Annotated in this window: 13 protein-coding genes; 3 read left to right on the top strand and 10 right to left on the bottom strand. The window is 58.7% G+C overall.

What is annotated here, in order from left to right:
- Positions 1-153: 153 nt before the first annotated feature.
- From CA51_RS16805 to CA51_RS16795, 3 genes are all read right to left on the bottom strand, one after another.
- Positions 154-1,176, bottom strand: coding sequence for a PIN/TRAM domain-containing protein (locus CA51_RS16805; protein WP_145122387.1), 1,023 nt, complete (start codon positions 1,174-1,176; stop codon positions 154-156).
- A 403-nt stretch (positions 1,177-1,579) separates the two neighbouring features.
- Complete coding sequence (gene dgt / locus CA51_RS16800; RefSeq protein ID WP_145122386.1) at positions 1,580-2,722, bottom strand: dGTP triphosphohydrolase; 1,143 nt, start codon at positions 2,720-2,722, stop codon at positions 1,580-1,582.
- Positions 2,715-4,670 (bottom strand): peptide ABC transporter substrate-binding protein, encoded by a 1,956-nt coding sequence (locus tag CA51_RS16795; protein ID WP_145122385.1) that lies wholly within the window; start codon positions 4,668-4,670, stop codon positions 2,715-2,717. The genes dgt and CA51_RS16795 overlap by 8 nt, the downstream gene beginning before the upstream one ends.
- A 271-nt stretch (positions 4,671-4,941) precedes the next feature.
- Here CA51_RS16795 and CA51_RS16790 point away from each other — a divergent pair, with 271 nt between their 5' ends.
- Positions 4,942-6,381, top strand: coding sequence for a sensor histidine kinase (locus tag CA51_RS16790; RefSeq protein ID WP_197451245.1), 1,440 nt, complete (start codon positions 4,942-4,944; stop codon positions 6,379-6,381).
- 12 nt (positions 6,382-6,393) lie between these two features.
- Here the strand turns inward: CA51_RS16790 and rnhA are convergent, their stop codons facing one another.
- From rnhA to CA51_RS16760, 6 genes are all read right to left on the bottom strand, one after another.
- Entirely contained in the window at positions 6,394-6,876 is a 483-nt protein-coding gene (gene rnhA, locus CA51_RS16785) for a ribonuclease HI (RefSeq protein WP_231745748.1), read from the bottom strand.
- A 518-nt stretch (positions 6,877-7,394) separates the two neighbouring features.
- Positions 7,395-8,408 carry a 2-oxoacid:ferredoxin oxidoreductase subunit beta gene (locus CA51_RS16780; protein WP_145122383.1) on the bottom strand — a complete coding sequence of 338 codons (1,014 nt, stop codon included), beginning with the start codon at positions 8,406-8,408 and terminating at the stop codon, positions 7,395-7,397.
- A gap of 65 nt (positions 8,409-8,473) precedes the next feature.
- Positions 8,474-10,375, bottom strand: a complete 1,902-nt coding sequence (locus CA51_RS16775; protein WP_145122382.1) for a 2-oxoacid:acceptor oxidoreductase subunit alpha — start codon at positions 10,373-10,375, stop codon at positions 8,474-8,476.
- Positions 10,376-10,721: 346 nt separating this feature from the next.
- Complete coding sequence (locus CA51_RS16770; RefSeq protein WP_145122381.1) at positions 10,722-12,164, bottom strand: aldehyde dehydrogenase family protein; 1,443 nt, start codon at positions 12,162-12,164, stop codon at positions 10,722-10,724.
- A gap of 151 nt (positions 12,165-12,315) precedes the next feature.
- Positions 12,316-13,422: an acyl-CoA synthetase family protein gene (locus CA51_RS16765; protein WP_145122380.1), complete on the bottom strand. Its 1,107-nt coding sequence runs from the start codon at positions 13,420-13,422 to the stop codon at positions 12,316-12,318.
- Between the two features lie 349 nt (positions 13,423-13,771).
- Entirely contained in the window at positions 13,772-14,941 is a 1,170-nt protein-coding gene (locus tag CA51_RS16760) for a hypothetical protein (protein ID WP_145122379.1), read from the bottom strand.
- Positions 14,942-15,234: 293 nt separating this feature from the next.
- On the opposite strand from CA51_RS16760, the gene dmeF reads away from it, so the two are divergent.
- Both dmeF and CA51_RS16750 read left to right on the top strand, forming a co-directional pair.
- Positions 15,235-16,167: a CDF family Co(II)/Ni(II) efflux transporter DmeF gene (dmeF, locus tag CA51_RS16755; RefSeq protein WP_145122378.1), complete on the top strand. Its 933-nt coding sequence runs from the start codon at positions 15,235-15,237 to the stop codon at positions 16,165-16,167.
- A 573-nt stretch (positions 16,168-16,740) separates the two neighbouring features.
- Positions 16,741-16,965: a hypothetical protein gene (locus CA51_RS16750; RefSeq protein WP_145098045.1), complete on the top strand. Its 225-nt coding sequence runs from the start codon at positions 16,741-16,743 to the stop codon at positions 16,963-16,965.
- 110 nt (positions 16,966-17,075) lie between these two features.
- Here CA51_RS16750 and amaB read toward each other — a convergent pair whose 3' ends face one another.
- On the bottom strand, positions 17,076-18,620 hold the full coding sequence (amaB, locus tag CA51_RS16745; protein WP_145122377.1) for an L-piperidine-6-carboxylate dehydrogenase: 1,545 nt from the start codon (positions 18,618-18,620) through the stop codon (positions 17,076-17,078).
- Positions 18,621-18,661: the final 41 nt, after the last annotated feature.

The following is an 18,661-nucleotide window of genomic DNA, read 5'->3' as shown; positions in this document are numbered from 1 at the left end:
GGTTAAGCGAAAACCAATAGTTCGCATCCAAACTTCCCAGTCCAAGGGGGCAATTCGGCCGCTTACGCCGAACAGGCAATCCAGCCGCCGCCCGATCGCGTCCCCTCGCACGGCGCAACGATTGCCATACGAGGACTGCGAATCAAGGCGTGATCAGACATCGTGCCGGGTGAAGATCATTCGCCCGGCGCTGGTTTGCAAGGTGCTGGTGACGGTCACCATCAGATCTTTGGATATTTTGTCGCGGCCCCCTTCGACGACAACCATCGTGCCATCTTCCAGGTACCCGATCCCTTGATCCTGTCCCTCGCCCGCCTTGATCACTTTCAATTGGAACTGCTCCCCGGGCAAATACATCGGCTTCAGAGAGTTCGCAATTTCGTTTAGGTTGATCACCGGCACGTTGTGAATCTTGGCGACTTTGTTCAAGTTGAAGTCGCCCGTGACAACTTTGCCTTCGAGATGCTTCGCCAGCAGCACCAACTTCAGATCGACAGCCTGCCCGGCGAACTCGGGAAGGTCGCGATCGAAGATCTGCAGATCGACAGCATCGTTGGCGCGCAGACGGTTGAGAACGTCCAGCCCTCGGCGGCCGCGGGCGCGGCGCAATTTGTCGCTGCTGTCGGCGATGCCTTGCAGTTCGCTCAACGCAAACCGCGGCATGATCAATTGATTATCGAAGATCCCGGTGCTGACCAAGTCTTCGATCCGGCCATCGATCACGACGCTGGTGTCCAAGATCAACGGCTTAAAGCCTTTGACCTCGCGGACAAATTCGACGTACGGGATGATGAATCGGAAGTCGTCTTTGGTTTGTAATAAGAGGCTGATGCAGATGTAACAGAGCACCATTCCAGTCACCAAGCGAACCGGAGTCTGGAGGTGTTCAGCCAACAGCGGCGCCAGCGCGATCGTTAACACATAAGTCAGCAGCACGCCGACCAGCAAGCCGAAGTAGATCGATGAAATCGCGTCGATCCGTTTATTGGGAACAAAGACATCGATTGCGATCACCGCCAGAGCCAGCCCCATCACGATCGCCAAGTTGGCCCATGGCACCCACGCGGGCGTGGTCACTTGCAGCGATGAGTTGGCCGCTTGCACGGCGTAATTGATTAGTGCGGAGATTCCGCCTGCGACCAGCAGGAAGACCGCGCGTAGTAGGAGCAGGCCCATCGCGTATTCACCTTGTTGTTATATAAGTGTTTCTGGAGGTGGGGCGAGTCCACCGCTAAAATGCTCGCCAGCTTCCGGAACCTTAAATTCGGTAAAGCGATCAGACGGATCGCATGGGTGGGGGATTGGTAGTTGCCCGTGGCCAGCAAAAAAATGGCCGATACCAAATCGATTTGAAGATTCATCGGAAGCGATATCTTCGCATCCAATCATAAATCATGGATCCCAAAACATCCTTGGGGTCCGATGCAAAACAGAAGATTTTTGCATTAGATTCACGACAGCTACTGTACGGGTGTGCTGGGCGACTTTGTTCATTTTTCGCTCGGATTGCTCCGGCGGACTCATCGCGGACGAACAAACGGCCAGCTGCCGACAGCGAATAACGCTGCTACTGCGGGGGTTACCAGTCGGCCAATGGGCCGGCGCCAGAGAAGAGGTATTCGTGCTGCAGGTCGCAGAACCGGTCGGTCATCCCGGCGATGTATTCTCCCACCGCTCGGATCGGTCCCACGCTCGACGCGCGTTGCCGGAACCGCAGCGGCAGCCGATCGGGTTGATCGACAAGTCGCGAATGGAGTTGTTCCAGTCGTTGCCCCGCGGAGCGACGAATCTCCAGCAGTCGCGAATGGCGATAGATGTTGTCGAACAGGAACTTCTCTAACTCGCGCCGCTCGCTGCGGAACGATTCATCCTCCTCGACTCGCAAGCCTTCCTCGCGAACCTCCGCCGCCGTCTTCCCCTGGGCGGCGTGAATCCGGGGGATGTTGAACTCGAGAAAATTGCTGACCTGCAAATCGACCAACTCATGAACCAACGCCGGTCGCAGTTGTTTCGGCGGCAGGTTGCGATACTTCGCTTCGATCGATCGCAGCGCCCGCTCGACCAACGGGACTCGGGCGAGCTCCTCGATCGTCAGCAGTCCCAACTGCACCGCGTCGTCGATATCGTGCGCGTCGTAAGCCATCGAATCGGCGGCGTCGACGACTTGCACTTCCAACAGCGGCGCGGTCACGTTGGCTGGTTGGTGCTTGTTCGCTCGCGCGGTCTGCCCCGCCAAAACCTCGGCCGATAGATTTAAGCCGCTAAAGCGATTGAAGCGTTGCTCGAGGTCTTCGACGATCGTCAAGGCAAACTGGTTGTGTGAAAATCCGCCAGCCTGCCGCATGCAGTCGTGTAGAACGTCTTCCCCGCAGTGACCGTAGGGCGGGTGACCGATGTCGTGCATCAACGCCAAGGCTTCGATCAGATCTTCGTTCAATCGTAACACCCGGCCGATCGTTCGCGCGATCGAAGCGACCTCGAACGTATGCGTCAAACGCGTTCGATGGTAATCGCCCATGTCGCCGGTGAAGACCTGCATCTTACCGGCCAATCGACGGAAGGCCGAACAGTGCAAGATCCGATCGCGGTCGCGTTGGAACGGGCCGCGATAGGCATGTGTCGACTCGGGGTGCTTGCGGCCCAGCGAATCATTGCTGTGCATCGCGTAACTGGCTAACAATCCGTCTTCGCGGTCCGAGGGATGGGGAACGCTGTCATTCATCGTTGCTGTCGCGTCTACGAATCAGGTGCAACGGATGTTGGTCCATCACGTTGGGTTCAAACCCGGCGTAATCGGGGCTGAACAGGTTGGTCCGCGTGTAAAAATAGAGCGGAATGACGGGCAGATCCTTCAGGAAGATCGACTCCGCCTGACGCAGCAGATCCATCCGCTCCTGCCCGCTGGCGGCTTGCGATTGGGCGATCAATTTGTCGTATTCCGGACTGCTCCATCCGGTGCTGTTATGCGAGTTGCCCGTCGTCCACATCTCCAAGAACGTGTTTGGATCGGGGTAATCGCCGTTCCAACCGCCGCGGGCGATCGTGAAGTCCATGGTGAAGACTTTGTCGAGGTAGGTTCCCCACTCCATGTTCTCCAGCGATGCCTTGACGTTCAGATTGTTCTGCCACTGCTGTTGGATGACTTCGGCGATCGCGCGATGCGATTCGCTGGTGTTGTACAAAATGGAGAGCGTTGGCATTCCGCGGCCGCCGGGGAATCCGGCATCGGCCAACAACTGTCGCGCTAGTTCGGGATCGTAGCTCTCGCCGCTGGGGCTCTGGTATTCGCTCAGATAGGGCGGGACGATGCTTTCGGCCGGGATCTGCCCCGCCCGCGTGACCTCGTTGACGATCTGCTGTTTGTCGATCGCCAGATTCAACGCGCGGCGGACCCGCACGTCGTCCAACGGTTTGCGAGTCGTATTGAGTCGATAGAAATAGACGGCCAGCGAAACGCCGACCTTCGCATCGTCGCGCTCTTGAATCTCTTCGATCACCGACAGCGGAACATCCGAAGCCCAGTGCAATTGATCCTTCAGATACATGTTCAGCGCGGTCGTTTGCGACTTGACGCTGTAGGCGTCGATTCGGTCGAGATCGACGGCGTCGGTGTTCCAATAATACGGGTTCTTTCGCAACCGGATCCGATCGCGGATCCGGCGGAATTCCAGTTCGTAGGGACCGTTGCAAACCATGTTCTCCGACTTGGTCCAAGCCGGCGCTCCGTATTTCTCCACGCACTCGCGGTTCACGGCGAACAGCGTGTAGAAGCCCGTCAGGTAGGAGAAAAACGGAGTTGGTTCGTTTAGCTTGACGATCAGAGTTTGGTCGTCTGGCGTTTCCACACCGCCGAAGTGGGCAAAGTCGATCAGGACCTGATGGACCGGTTCAAGCTTCTTGCCGTCAAATTCACCGCCTTCGGTCTGCTTGGTGAAGTATCGAAGTTGCCCCTTGGCATCCCAGTCGATCCCCGCGTCGGTCTGTGGTTTGACGTCGATCGCATAGACCCAGTCGTTCTGCCAGTCGGCCAGCAGCTTTTTCCCCTCGTCGCTCGTCTCGTCTTCGATCTCGGGCCGCTCGGGTTTCTCGATCGATTCGAGAATGCCGTGCAGGACGGTTCCGCGAGGAAAGGGTTGCAGCGGATCGGGACTCCCCGGTCGGTCGCGGAGTTCCGCTTCGACGCGATCGCCCACGGCGACTTCCGCCGTGTTGTATTCCTTGCCGCCGACGACGTAATACAGCTGAGACGAATACTCCGACGCGGTCTCGGGGTGCAGCACGCGTTGCCAAGACCAAGCGAAATCGCGCGAGGTGACGGGAGTGCCATCGGACCACTTCATGCCGTCACGCATCCGGAACGTGTACGTTCGGCCATCCTCGGAGATCTCTGGTAAGTCGGCCATCCCCGGGACAAGCGTCACATCCTGCAGGCCGTTTTCGTCGACCGGACCGTCGGGGACCGATCGCAATAGGCCCTCAAAGAGCGCCTGCAGAATCTTGTGTTCGGGTTCGCCAGTGGCTCGCGCGGGGTCGAGCGTTTTGACATCATCGCCGTTTTGGAAGGCGAAATCGGCGGGTGGCAGCGTGGTAAAGGAGAGCGCCCAGATGACGGCGCAGCCACAAACACCAACCAGGAACCAAGGGAACGCTCGACGTATTTCCGGCGGCACGCGGCCATCCTCCAACTCGATCGGTCAGGAAGGGTAATGCAAACCGACAGTTTCTCAGAAACGCCCGACCAAGGGAACCCGCATTCATTTCCGCGGTTGCTAGCTGCGGGGCGCCGCAATTGCCGGTCGCATAACCGCTACATCCGCTACGCTTCAACAGACCCATCGAATGGATTGAATTCTCCATACTTTCGACCGCAATCCGACCCCAAGTTTTGCCGAAGCTGATATCAGACCAGCCCACCTAAAAAATCGATCAGGGATGAATTCGATGCCGAAGTTGTCAATGTTTCAGACCGGCCTGACCAACAATTCCATCACGCCAAAAGAGGACCCGCGGGTCGCGTTGGATTTCGCTGGACATCTGTTAACCGACACCGCGCACGATCTAAGGTCTCCCCTGGCCGCGGCTCGCGAGCTGACGCAATTGGTCGCCGATGGCGTCGAAGGACCGGTCTCCGAGGAACAGAAAGAGCATCTTCAGGCGGTGGTCGCGCGTTGTAACGACATGCAGCGGTTGATCGACGATATGTTGCACTTCGAGTGCGTTCGGACCGGCAGCCCGCGTATCGCCAAAAATTGGTTGCCGGCCAGCGGGCTGCCAGCTCAAGTTCAGCCGTTGATCGAGTCGTCTCGCCGCAGCCGCGGGGTCGGGCTGCAATGGATCGGTTTTGAAAACAAGCTGCCGCCGATGTTTGCTGATGGTGACAAGATCAAGCGGCTGTTGGTCAACCTGATCGACAACGCGATTCGTGTAACTCCCGAATCGGGAACGATCACCGTACGCACCGAATTGGCTCGCACCGGCGACCGGATCCGATTGTCGGTCGAAGACACCGGAGCCGGGATCGCACCGCAACAGTGGTCGCAGCTGGCCAAACGAGGCGTCAGCCAATTGGACGGCCATGGTCTGGGATTGTCGATCTGTCGACAGATCGCGGCGCTCCATTTCGGCCAGTTGGAAGTCAGCAGCGAGCCGGGCAAGGGAGCTCGATTCAGCATCGAACTGCCGACCGGAGGCCCCGCGGCGGTTGTCGATAGTTTTGCGCGTTGGCGCGAAACGATCTCGCCCGCAGCGGCAAGCGAAGCGTCAGCGGCGCATTGTGCAGGCGAGCGGATCCGGCCGGTTCGTCGACGCGTTGACCTCGCCGCCAATCGGCAAACGCTGCCAGTCGAAACGGCGCCACCACGATATCGCCGAAGCGTCGCGATGGTTGGGGTGACTGTTTCGGAGTTGTTGCCCACCGAACCGATGCGAGATCTCGACAGGTTTCTGCAGAGTCATTGCGAGATCCACGAATTGGTCTACCAGCTGCAGGAGGACCAGTGGGTGATGTTGTTTGACAGCAACATCGGCGAAGCGGAGCAGCGAATCGTAGCGATCGATCGAGCCCGTTCGCAAACCGGCGATATGCTGCTGGAACGCTGCCAACTGCAGTGGTCCAGCCCGTTGGCGCTCGCTGTTGGACGGCCCGCCGATCGCAGCAAATTGCAAGAGGCGTTTGTGACCGGGAAATTGGGCGTCCATCGCTCGTTATCGCGGCGTAGCAAAGAGCCATCTCAAAGCGAAGGTGTTGCCGATTCGCAACCGCTGTTGTCCGCCGTCGCTCAACAGCGGCTGGAGAGTGAAGTTCGCTGGCTGACGCAAAAGTTCCGCCAACGCCAGAGTCGTTTGCGTCGCCAGGTCGAAGCGATCCGGCCGAAGCACTAGAGCCGGCGGCGATTACAGGAATCGTTGGTACGCGGCGACAGCTAGTTGATCGCAGCGTTCGTTCTCCTCGTGCCCACTGTGACCTTTGACATGCTCAAACGTCACGGCATGGATCTGCAATTGGCGGTCGAGTTCTTTCCAGAGCTCGGCGTTTTTCAGCTCGGCAAACTTGGTGCCGACCTTGCGTCGCCAACCGTTGCGTTTCCAACCGGCCATCCATTTGCTGAGTCCCTGCCCGACGTAACTGCTGTCCGAATAGAGCGTCACTTTACAGGGACGCTTGAGCGCCTCCAAACCGCGGATCACCGCCAACATCTCCATCTGGTTGTTGGTCGTTTCAACCAAGCCCCCCGAACATTCCTTCTCCGTGCCGCTCTGCAGGTCACGCAAAACATACGCCCATCCGCCCGGTCCCGGATTACCGCTGCACGCGCCATCGGTAAACAGATGGATCATTCGCGTCGGTTGGCTTGGCGTCGAGGTCGCTGCGTCCAAAAGATCTTCCTGCTTGGAGTATGTAGATTGCGATTTCCGCCAGCACCGGTGTCCCTGTTCGACAGAGCGGACGGCCGGTAGAACTCGTTCGTTCGAATTGTGACTGTTAGCCCGTCGGAATACACCCTCCCCAAACGAAGTTTGCGGGGGAGGGTCGAACGAGCGAAGCGTTGTTCGGGGAGGGACGTCACAAGGTATCGAGCACGCCTTGATCCGGAGGAAAGCCCCTCCCTGAAAACACACTTGACACTTGTTTTCCGACCTCCCGGCATCTGCCGGGCGGGTGAATTGCATTGTCGTCTTGTCGATGCTTTCGGAGATACTTCACCCTCCCCAAACGAAGTTTGCGGGGGAGGGTCGAACGAGCGAAGCGTTGTTCGGGGAGCGGGCGTCACGAGGTATCGGGGCCGCCTTGATCTGGGCGAATGCCCTCTCCGAAAAACTCGCTAAACGCTGGTTTTCCGAACCTCCCGGCTTTGCCGGGCGGGTGCATCATGAACGGCCCAAAAGCGTCTCGACTACGACGCGACTTCCCAGGTGTCGCCCGAATTGAACAGAGCGTTCAGATCCGCTTCGCCATGTTTGGCTTTCGCCGCGGCGACTTGGTCGTTGATCTGTTCGTCGTAGGTCGCCACGCCTTCGACGTCGCGGAAGACGCCGATCGGTTCGGGCATCACCGGGTGACGCATGCGGCTGAGCAGGAAGTGCAGCGACGGATCCATCGCCTTTTCGTCGTGGAACAACAGATCGTCTTCCGCGACATCCTTCAAGTTGACGACTTCCAATTGAGTGCCAACCTGACGGATTCCCTTGTCGCGATTGGTACCGAAGATCAACGGCTTGCCGTGCTCCAGCTCGATCGTGTTCTCCAAACGCTGGCTCTTCTCTTGAGCGTACGCCATCGCACCGTCGTTGAAGACGTTGCAGTTCTGATAAACCTCGACCAGCGAGGTTCCCTTGTGTGCCGCGGCACGCTTGAGGGTCTCAGCCAAGTGTTTGACGTGCGCGTCGAGCGACCGGGCGACGAAGGTCGCTTCGGCGGCGATCGCTACACTCAACGGGTTCAATGGGTGATCGATCGATCCCATCGGCGTGCTCTTGGTGACCTGGCCCTCTTCGCTGGTTGGCGAATATTGCCCCTTGGTCAGACCGTAGATGCGGTTGTTGAACAGGACGACGTTGATGTCCAAGTTCCGCCGCAGCACGTGGATGAAGTGGTTACCGCCGATCGACAACGCGTCGCCGTCGCCGGTGATCACCCAGACCGAAAGGTCGGGGCGAGTCGCCTTCAGGCCCGTTGCGAACGTTGGTGCACGGCCGTGGATGCTGTGCATGCCGTAGGTGTTCATGTAATACGGAAACCGGCTGCTGCAGCCGATGCCGCTGACGAAGACTGTCTTCTCGCGGGGAATTCCCAGCTCGGGAAGGACCTTCTTCATCTGGGCCAGGATCGAATAATCGCCACATCCGGGGCACCATCGGATGTCTTGGTCGCTGGCAAAATCGGCGGCTTTTAGAACAGGTAAGTTCATGGGATCTATAGAGTTCGAGGACGTAGATTGTTGGGTGTCACCACCACGGTCGGACAGCGAATCCGTTAGCCGAAGTGCTGGTCATTGGGGGTAGGTTGATCAGCGATTTCATGGATTTGATCCATCAGTTCCGAAACGCTGAACGGCTTGCCTTTGACCTTGTTGAAGCCGATGCAGTCGACCAGGTACTTCGCTCGCAGCAGCATTCGCAATTGTCCCGAGTTCAATTCGGGGACCAGCACCTTGCGGAACGATCGCATCAGATCGCCAAGGTTCGCTGGCATTGGATTCATGTAGCGGATGTGAGCGTGCGAGACGCTGAGCCCTTCGCGTTGGCAGCGTTCGATCGCGGTGTGGCAGGCACCGTAGGTTCCGCCCCAGCTGATCACCAACACGTCGCCCGATTCCTCGCCGAAGACTTCTTGAGCTGGAATGTCGTTGGCGATACCTTCGATCTTCGCAGCACGCTTGTCGGTCATCAATTGATGGTTATCGGGATCGTAGCTGACGTTGCCGCTGCCGTCCGCTTTCTCCAGACCGCCGACGCGGTGCATCAACCCGGCGGTGCCGGGGATTGCCCATGGTCGGGCCAGGTTTTCGTCGCGAGCGTATGGCATGAAGGGCGCATCGCCTTCAGCCGCGTCGGGCGGATGGGTGACGACGATCGGTTCCATTTCGTTAACGTCGGGAACCTTCCACGGTTCGCTACCGTTGGCGATGTATCCATCGGACAACAGGATCACGGGCGTCATGAACTTGACGGCGATCCGCCAAGCTTCTTGAGCGGCGTCGAAGCAGTCGCCGGGGCTTTGCGCGGCGATGATCGGCAGCGGTGCTTCGCCGTTGCGGTTGAACATCGCTTGCAACAGATCGCTCTGTTCGGTCTTGGTTGGCAGGCCGGTGCTTGGGCCGCCGCGTTGCACGTTGATCACGATCAACGGCAGTTCCAAAATGAAGCCCAAGCCCATCGCTTCGGCCTTCAGCGCGATACCCGGTCCGCTGCTGGCGGTGACTGCCATCGCACCGCCAAAGGCAGCACCGATCGCTGCACAGCAAGCGGAGATTTCATCTTCGGCTTGGAACGTTCGCGTGCCAAAATGTTTGTAACGGCTCAGTTCGTGCAAGATGTCGCTAGCCGGCGTGATCGGATAGCCGCTGTAGAAGACCTCTTTGCCGCTGCGCTTTGCAGCAGCCAGCAGACCCCAAGCCAAAGCTTGGTTGCCCATCATGTTTTTGTAGGTGCCCGGCTTCAGTTTGGCCGGTGCGACGCGGTAGGTGATCCCGAAGGTTTCGGTCGTTTCACCGAACGCCCATCCAGCGCGAAGCGCCTTCTCATTGGCGGCCGCTACGTCGGGCAACTTCTTGCCAAACTTGTTGTCGATGAAACGCAGGGTTGGTTCCAGCGAACGACCGAACAACCAGTAGACCAATCCCATTGCGAAGAAGTTCTTGCAGCGATCGGCTTCCTTCATGCCCAGGCCAAGTTCTTTGACGGCATCGCGAGTCAGCTTGGTCATCGGGACCTTGAAGACGCGGTAGCGATCTTCGATCTCTTCGGTGACCGGATCCTCGGTGAGCGCCGCCAGTTTCAAAGCTTTGGCGTCGAAGCCGTCCTCGTTGACGATCAACAGCCCGCCGCGACGTAGGTCGGTGATGTTGGTGACCATCGCCGCCGGGTTCATCACCACCAACGCATCGAGCGTGTCGCCGGGAGTGAAGATTTCGGAGTTGGCGAATTGCACCTGGAACCCGCTGACGCCGGCACGTGTACCGCGCGGGGCGCGAATTTCCGCTGGGAAATCGGGGAACGTCGCGACATCGTTGCCAAGCAGCGCGCTGGTGTTGGTCAATTGAGTGCCCAGCAACTGCATGCCGTCACCCGAATCGCCAGCCAAGCGGACTGTGATTCCATCGACTTCGGAAATTTCCTTGTCAGCAATCAGCTGACCTTCAGGTTGTACCGACATGTGAGCCTATCGTCCTGCGTGGATGCAAAAGGTGGGTCTGTAGGGGTTGTATCGAAAAAAAGGGCGGGCCGAAGTAAAGCAAATTTCAGAAATCGCCGACTTGATCCAGCAGTCGCCCGCGGAAAGCCGTCATATTCTATGCTGGCCGCACAGTTTCCGGCAAATGGGTAAGAGTTGCCGGTTGCGATTTTTTAAGCCGATTCGCTCCCCGAAGGGAACGTAGAGAGGACGCCCCAGCAATCTATGGGACGCGCAAACGCGTCGCAGGTTCGGGCGAAATCGAACCCGACCTGCGACAATCTTTCCTGATTTGTGATGCAGCGAGACGCTACATCAGGTGGCCAAATCAGCCCCCGGCAGCGGCAACCGGCGTCTCGGCGACCTGGTACGCACGCGATCGGTAAAGGAAATCGATGATGTTCCCTTCGTGCGGTTGCAGCCAATTCAGACGGTTTGTGGCGATCGGGCCGATGTTCAAGCGATCGATATCGGTGCTGTCACCCGCTTGGCGAATCAGCTCCTCGTTATTGGTGATCACGGTGCCAACCAGAGTTGGGCCGATTCGTCGCAGCATGTCGGCTTGAGGGCACTGGACGACGCTGACGAAGGGGAACATGTACTCCTTTGCCGCGACGCCGCGATCGGGCGAATCGGCGTGCACGACCATCGGTCGCAGGTAGGCACAGCGCTCTTTTTCGATCAATTTGTCGCCGTATTCGGCTGTCAAATCGGTCACACCTTCTTCCTGCAGGTCGGTTTCGACCATCCCCCAGGTGCCCAGCGCCATCTGCTTCATCGTGAACGCAGCCAGTTCGGCGGTCGGGTCGGTCGGCGGTTTGACGTCGATTGGGCCGATCCGCTTGGCGATCGCTTCGCCGATCTCGCGGGTGTGGCGACTGGCCCAGATGCCCGAGCAGTTGATGCAGCTGCGGCCGGAGTTGATCGCGACGCTTTCGACCATCATGTCCAGGTAATCTTCCCATTGGTCGACGACATCGTCTCCCAGGATGATCTTTGAGAATCCTGGACCGTGAGCTTGGACGCGAGGGTTGTCGGCGTATTGAGCAAGCGTTTGAGCGCTGCCGAAGACCATCGATCGCGAGCATTTCGCCAACAGCGCGCCGCCGGCGTCGTGTCCGCCGGGGTACAGCGAAAACGCTTCGGCTGGAATTCCCGCTTCGATAAATGCGGCGACCATGCGGTACGGAGTCCACGGTTCTTGCGAACCCGGTTTCAGTGCCAATCCGACCTGCAGCGCGACCGCAGGCAACCACAACGTGTGCACGCCGGGCGAATTGTTTGGCAACACGGCCCCGAGGATTGGAGTTGTTGCTTGGTAGCTGACGATCACGCCGCGACCTTCTTCGCCGTAGCCGCGGGTAAAGATGTTGCGATCCAGTCCGCGGGTGAGCGCGTCGAGGATCTTATCCATGTTGGCCAAGCAGAACGAATTTTTCTTCAGGTTAGCGCGACACATGTGCTCCGGCAGGCCGGTCGATGCCGATTGCTGGTGCACGAACTGGTCGACGGTCTGCGTCGAATCGCCCATCGGCAACTCGGCGTTCTCGAACAACTCAGCCGCTTTCTTGCACATCCCCATCAATTCATCGGTGGGGATTTTTCGCAGCGCGTCGCGAGCGTTCTGCGATTTTCGCAAATCGCGTTGCACGATTCCGCCACCGACCTGGTTGACCATCGCGATCGGTTCGCCGGTGTTGAAGTGGACGACTTCTTGCTTTTCGAGCGATTCGTAAGGTTTTCCCCAACGCAGAGCGGGCAATTGTAACATGGTTTTCTCGCGGGCTGCCGATTCGATCGCCTCCGCAAATCGGAGACGTAAGGAGATAGAAAGGTTCTCGGTTCATGAAGACGCCGACCGTCGTCGCATCGATAGTTCGGCGGCGACACTTCGGCGATCAAGAGATGGAAGGGTTCTAGGTTTAGTAGACGCCGACGGTCGTGGCCGAAGCCAGTTCGTGGAACGGTCGAACGCCGCTGACACCGTCCCATGGGAACTTGTCGAACGGAGCTTCGCGTTCTCCCTCATCGCGTTCCAGGAAGCCGGGAACAAAGAACTCTTTCGTCAATGTATACAACTTCACGCGTCCGGTGCCGCCCATGCTGACGACCTGCGTGTGATCTTCAAACTCAACCACTTCGGTCGCCGCTCGCGGTTGCGGGGCGTAGTAGCTGATCTTGTACTGTTCGGCGGCGGTGATCGGTTTGCTGCACGCCAGTCCCATCAGCGTGTTACCGTAGGTTGGCGTCATGTAAACGCCACCCTCTTCGGGCGAACCGCCTAACAATTCCTCGACCGCGTACCGCGTCCACTGAGGCGTGAACTCGGTGCCGCCAGAGAAGATCCCCTTGATGCCCATCTCTTGGATGCTGCTGCCGCGTTCTTCCAAGGCATCGCCTAACGATTCCAACAACTTGGGCGTCGTGAACATGCATTGGATGTCGTGACCCGCGGTCAGGATCGTGATCGCTTGGTCGATGCAGTGCTTCTTGTATTCTTCCAGGTGCTCCATCCAGCCTTTTTTGATCAGCTTGACAACCCAGCGTGGATCGAGATCGACGCAGAAGCAGATCCCGCCGCGGTGTTGCGCCAGGTGTTCGACAGCCAATCGCAAGCGTCGCGGACCGCTTGGGCCCAGCATCAACCAGTTCGCTCCCTTGGGAAAGTGCTCCTCGGGCAGCGTGTCGCTGAACATCTCGTAATCGATCCAGTGATCGCGCATCACAACACGACTCTTGGGGACACCGGTCGTTCCGCCGGTCTCGAAGACGTAGACCGGTTCGTTTTCGTAGCCCTTGGGAACCCAACGGCGAACCGGCCCGCCACGCAACCAATCGTCTTCGAACAGCGGGAACTTCTTCAGGTCGTCGAAGCATTTGACTTCGGTCAACGGATCGAACTTCAGTTCGCTTTTCTTCTGCAACCAGAAAGGGCTTCCCGTCGATTCGTGGAAGTGCCACTGAACGATCTCGTGCGTGTGAGCGTCCAGCGTCGCTTTGGCCTCTGCAATGGCTGTATCTAAACTCATGTTCGATCAAATCCGTGAAGAAGGGACAGGTGAGAGAGGGTCGTAAGTGTGATCTGGTGGGCAAGCAACGGGAGTTGGCAGATGAACTGTAGCGAGCGAGCAAGAATGCGGGGCAGGCTCAACCGCGGGGCTACGGATCGCTGGCGCAAAAGGTTGCTTGGCGAGGGCGATCCCCGAAGTTAACTCAGCCGACCGGCGCCCGCAAGTTCCGAAGGATTATTGCACGACTGGTAAACAAAAAAAGCGGCCAACATGGTGGCCGCTGTGGGAGACGTTCGGATCGGGCAATTTGTGCCGCCCCATGTGCGGGGCGGCTTTGCATCGCAGCGAGCGAGAGCGTGCTGCGATCTTAAGGATTCGCGGGGCTCGCCACGCTGTTGTTGTCTTGAGCAGCCAATGCTGCTGCGGCCAGGCCGATCGCGCCGAGGCCACCCAGGCCGCCGCCGCCACCCGAACCGCCGCCGCCACCGCCGCTCGAACCGGCTTGAGCCGATCCCATGCTGCTTGCCGTCGGACCTCTTGGGACTGCGTTAGGGTCGACGGGCCAACCGAATTCGTCCAAGGCAACGCCTTCGCCGATCACTTCCTGGTCGCCATTTTCGGAGGGTTGCAGTTCTTTTTGAATCGATTCGACGGCAAAGCCGGGGACGACTTCGACGTTCAATTCGGTCTCGCCGGCGGCCGCCGCGTTGAACGATACAAAGCGAGTGGTGCGTGTCGAATGCGAAGTGGTTGTTGGAGCGGTCAGCTCAAATCCGACAGCCGCAAAACCGCTCTCGCCCGCAGCGATCAGGCCGTACGATCCGGGAGTCAGCTTGGGGACCGAGAAGTTGCCGTCGCCGTCGACAGCTGCCATCGCGACCGACTTGTCGCCTTGAACCACGATCACGTTCATGTTTCGGATCGCAGGCGATTTGCCGTCGCTGCCCGCGGGAAGCGAAAGCCGGCCGTTGATCGCACCGGTCGAATCGGCGAAGACTTGGCCTTCGCTGCTCGGCTTGCGATCGCTAACCGGATCGGTGTCGAACTGTTTGATCGCGTAAGGGAGCGAAGGCTGCATCGGGATGTAGCTGCGGATGCGTTGCATTACGAAATCCGAATTGGTTCGCGCGGCAAGCACATGCAAGTGGTCTGGAGTCTCCGAACCGTTGGCGGGAAGGACATGCACGGTGTAGCAGGCGAGGACGTCGGTGCTGTGGACGAGCATCGCGTAAGTCCCCTTGGAGACTTGTGGGATCGTAAAGCTGCCTTCGAGAGTCGTCTTGCCGTAGACGGTCGTCGCGGCTTCGCCGCCACCTAAAGGAAGCAGCGCGATGCGGACGAGGTCTGCGCGGCGGAGGCCTCCGGCGACGGGCACGTCGACGCGTCCGTGCAGCGTTCCCGCCGAATCGACCTGCACCCATTGCTGTGCGATCGCCGAATCGCTGCCGCTAAATGGCGAGGCTGCATCGTTCTGGGCGCTTGCGATCGAGGTGCACGCAACCACGAGCAAGCAAGTGAATAGTCTGGAGTTAGTCATCGATAGAGATCCCTTGCGACTCGTTGTGCAATACTTTGGGTGGTCTGCGGAGTTTTGGCATTACAGTCGAGGCTATTTCAAGCGAGGTGAAAAATCAATCAATTCCTCAAAAAACGACCTGAATAGTGTCGTCTCTGCGGGGGAGTGGACTTGGGCACGCAGGCCGGATGAAAAAACGCCAGCGATCAGCGGGGGGCGGCTTCACTTTTGCATCGCCCTTGCGGGGAAGGTTCTATGATAGGGGCAGGCGTTAATCGTGGACGAATCAAGAATCAGGGGAAGCCTGCAAAGCGATGAGCAATCGAGAATTGGCTGCCTGGCACGAGGATCACTCCTTTGGCCAGGACCAGAAGAAACCTGGGGAGTCGCGGACGATTGTGGTGATCGCGATCACCGTGGCGATGATGGTGATCGAGATCGTGGCCGGGCGAGTCTACGAGTCGATGGCGCTGTTGGCCGACGGATTGCACATGGCGTCGCACGCTGCGGCGCTCACGATATCGGTCTTCGCTTACATCTACGCCCGCCGCTATGCCCATGACGCCTGCTACAGCTTTGGGACGGGGAAGGTCAACGCGTTGGGCGGATTTGCCGGCGCTCTGCTGTTGGGCATCTTTTCGCTGATGATGGTTTGGGAAAGTGTCCATCGAATCCTCGACCCGGCGGAAATTTCTTTTAATCAAGCGATCCTGGTCGCCGCGATCGGTCTGGTCGTCAACGCGATCTGCGCCACGGTCCTCGGTCACACGCACGATCACGGCGATGGATCGAGTTGCAGTCATGGGCACGATCACAACTTAAAAGCTGCCTACATGCATGTGTTAGCCGATGCGTTGACCAGCGTGCTGGCGATCGTTGCTCTTTTGGCGGGCAAGTTTTGGGGGTGGGCGATCCTCGACCCGATCATCGGTATCGTCGGTGCCATCGTGGTTGCGAAGTGGTCGGTCGGACTGCTTCGATCGACGAGCGATGTGCTGTTGGATCGGCAGGCGACCGACCTGGTTTTGGATCGAATTCGCGACGCGATCGAAGACGATGACCACGACGTCGTCGACCTGCATGTCTGGTCGATTGGTCCGGGGTTATACGCGACCGAGATCATCATCGTCTCGTCGAATCCCGTCTCCCCTGGCGACTTTAAAAAGATGCTTCCCGACGATCTTTCGATCGCCCACGCGGCGGTGGAAGTTCATCAGCGCGAAGATGTGCCCGCTTCAGCGATTTAAACGCGTGGGGTATTTGGAGTGGCAACTGTCGGAAACTATTTTTCGACTATTTTCTTTGCCTCGCGCTGCAAGTCGAAGAACCGCAGCATTTTACCCAAGGGAAGCATTCCAACCCCGGCCGTTTGTCGTGCGCCAAGCCCACTTGACGCATAGATTTCGCCCAAGGGGGGCGATGGTCCCCTGGTGGCGATGCTTCGGGTGGGGAACAGCCCCTACAGTTGACCCCATCTATGGCGGTGAAACTCCCCCAGCTGCGTCGTTTTTCTAGCGGATTCCGACGCGATTTACTTAATATTTGCCGAGCTTAACAGAATACAAGGGGGAGTGGCTGAAAATGGGCCTTGGGGCGGATAGTCCCCCAAACAAAAAACTTGACTCTGCATTTGAATTATGAATAATGCATCAAGCTTCGATCGATAATCAACGGTCAGCCCCCAACTCCCATTGACACATTTATCTGCCTGTGGGAGGCAGATTTCTACCGCGCCCACGGATGAACGGTGCGATAAGGCATCACATGCCGCGATCCAACTTCGGAGAAGCAAACTGGATCCGGTGAGAGGACATTATTTAATGACTGTTTGCAAGAACGTGTTTGAAGCCATCCTGCGTTACGGCCACGACGAAGACTTCGTTCCACAAGACTGGAACGACTTCAAAGAGACCGACGCTCCCGCTGGCTCTTCGGAAAAGATCGAAGTCCTGCGTAAACGCGTCGAACTCGGGCAACCTCTGTGGCACGGTTCGGACCGCGTCGATTACAGCGGTCTGACCGGTGCGATCCGCCCACGCGAATAAGCCGTTTGCCATTGGAGGGGATGCCTCGCTGCGGTCCCCAACTATAGGTCAACAAAAACACTCGGTCGAATTCGATCGGGTGTTTTTTTGTGTCAATTTTTCGGCTCGGTTCAATCGAGGTCGAAACGAATCCCTTGAGCCAGAGGGAGTTCGGGGCTGTAGTTGACGGTATTGGTCGCCCGCCGCATGTACGCCTTCCATGAATCGCTCCCCGATTCGCGTCCGCCGCCGGTCTCTTTTTCGCCGCCAAATGCTCCGCCGATCTCGGCGCCGCTGGTCCCGATGTTGACGTTGACGATTCCGCAATCCGATCCCGCTGGCGAGCAGAACAGCTCCGCTTCGCGAACATCGTTGGTCAGGATGGCCGAAGCCAGCCCCTGCGGCACCCCGTTGTGCATCGCAATCGCTTCGTCGAAGTCGCGATATCGCATCAGATACAGGATCGGAGCAAAGGTCTCCTGCTGCACGATCGCCGCGTCGGCCGCGATCTCGACGATCGCCGGGCGGACGTAAAAGCCGCCGGCGGGGACCCCTTCGGTAACCTGTTCGCCTGCAAAAACAGTCCCTCCCTGTTGGCGAGCCGCTGCCAGGGCGGTCTGCATCGCGATCATCGCATTCTCGTCGATCAGCGGTCCGACCAGCGTCGCGTCGCTTTTCGGATCGCCGATCGGCAGGCGGGCGTACAGTTTTCGCAGTTGGTCGGCGAGCGAATCGGCAATCGATTCGTGCACATACAGCCGTCGCAGCGAGGTGCATCGCTGGCCGCAGGTGCCGACGGCGGCAAACAGAATCGAACGCGTCGCCAGTTCTAGGTCGGCCGACGGCGCGACGATCATGCCGTTGTTTCCGCCGAGTTCCAGCAGCGAACGCCCCAGTCGCCCGGCGACACGTACGGCGACGTCGCGTCCCATCGGGACCGAACCGGTCGCCGAAACCAGTGGGAGCTGGGGCGAATCGGCGATCGCTTTGCCAGTCTCCGCATTCCCGATCACCAGACTCAGCAGGCCCGGAGGAGCTTCGGGCATCTCCGCGGCAACTCCCGCGGCGATGGCGTGGCAGGCGATCCCGCACAAGGCAGCTTTTTCCGAGGGTTTCCAGACTACGGGATCGCCGCAGACCAGGGCGACCATCGCATTCCAGGCCCAGACGGCGACGGGGAAGTTGAAAGCGCTGATCACGCCGATGGGGCCCAGCGGATGCCATTGCTCGGTCAGTCGGTGGAGCGGTCGCTCGCTGGCGATCGTTTTGCCATAAAGTTGGCGGCTGAGCCCTACAGCAAAATCGCAGACGTCGATCATCTCTTGGACTTCGCCCAAGGATTCCTGGGTGATCTTGCCCGTTTCCCAACTGACCAGTTCGGCTAAATCCGATTTATGATGCCGCAGTCGGTCGCCGATTCGGCGGACCAATTCGCCGCGGACCGGTGCGGGGACAACGCGCCACGAAGCAAAAGCGGTCCGAGCTGCCGAGGTCGCCTGGCCGACTTGTTCCGGCGTTGCCATCGCAAAAGAAGCGAGTTGAGCGCCGTCGATTGGCGAATGAACGCTCACGTCGGCTCCCTGTCCGGCCGACCAGCGACTGCCGATGGCAAGTCCTTTTGGCTCTTCAGAAATCCCAAATTCAAGGAGAAGCGATTGGGCGCGTGTATGGATCATGGCGATCGATCTCCGTAGAAGGCACAATTTATTAATTGTAT

This window comes from Rosistilla oblonga, assembly GCF_007751715.1.
Taxonomy (GTDB): domain Bacteria; phylum Planctomycetota; class Planctomycetia; order Pirellulales; family Pirellulaceae; genus Rosistilla; species Rosistilla oblonga.
Note: the sequence above shows the minus strand (reverse complement) of the source record. Positions and strands in the feature narration are given on the sequence as shown.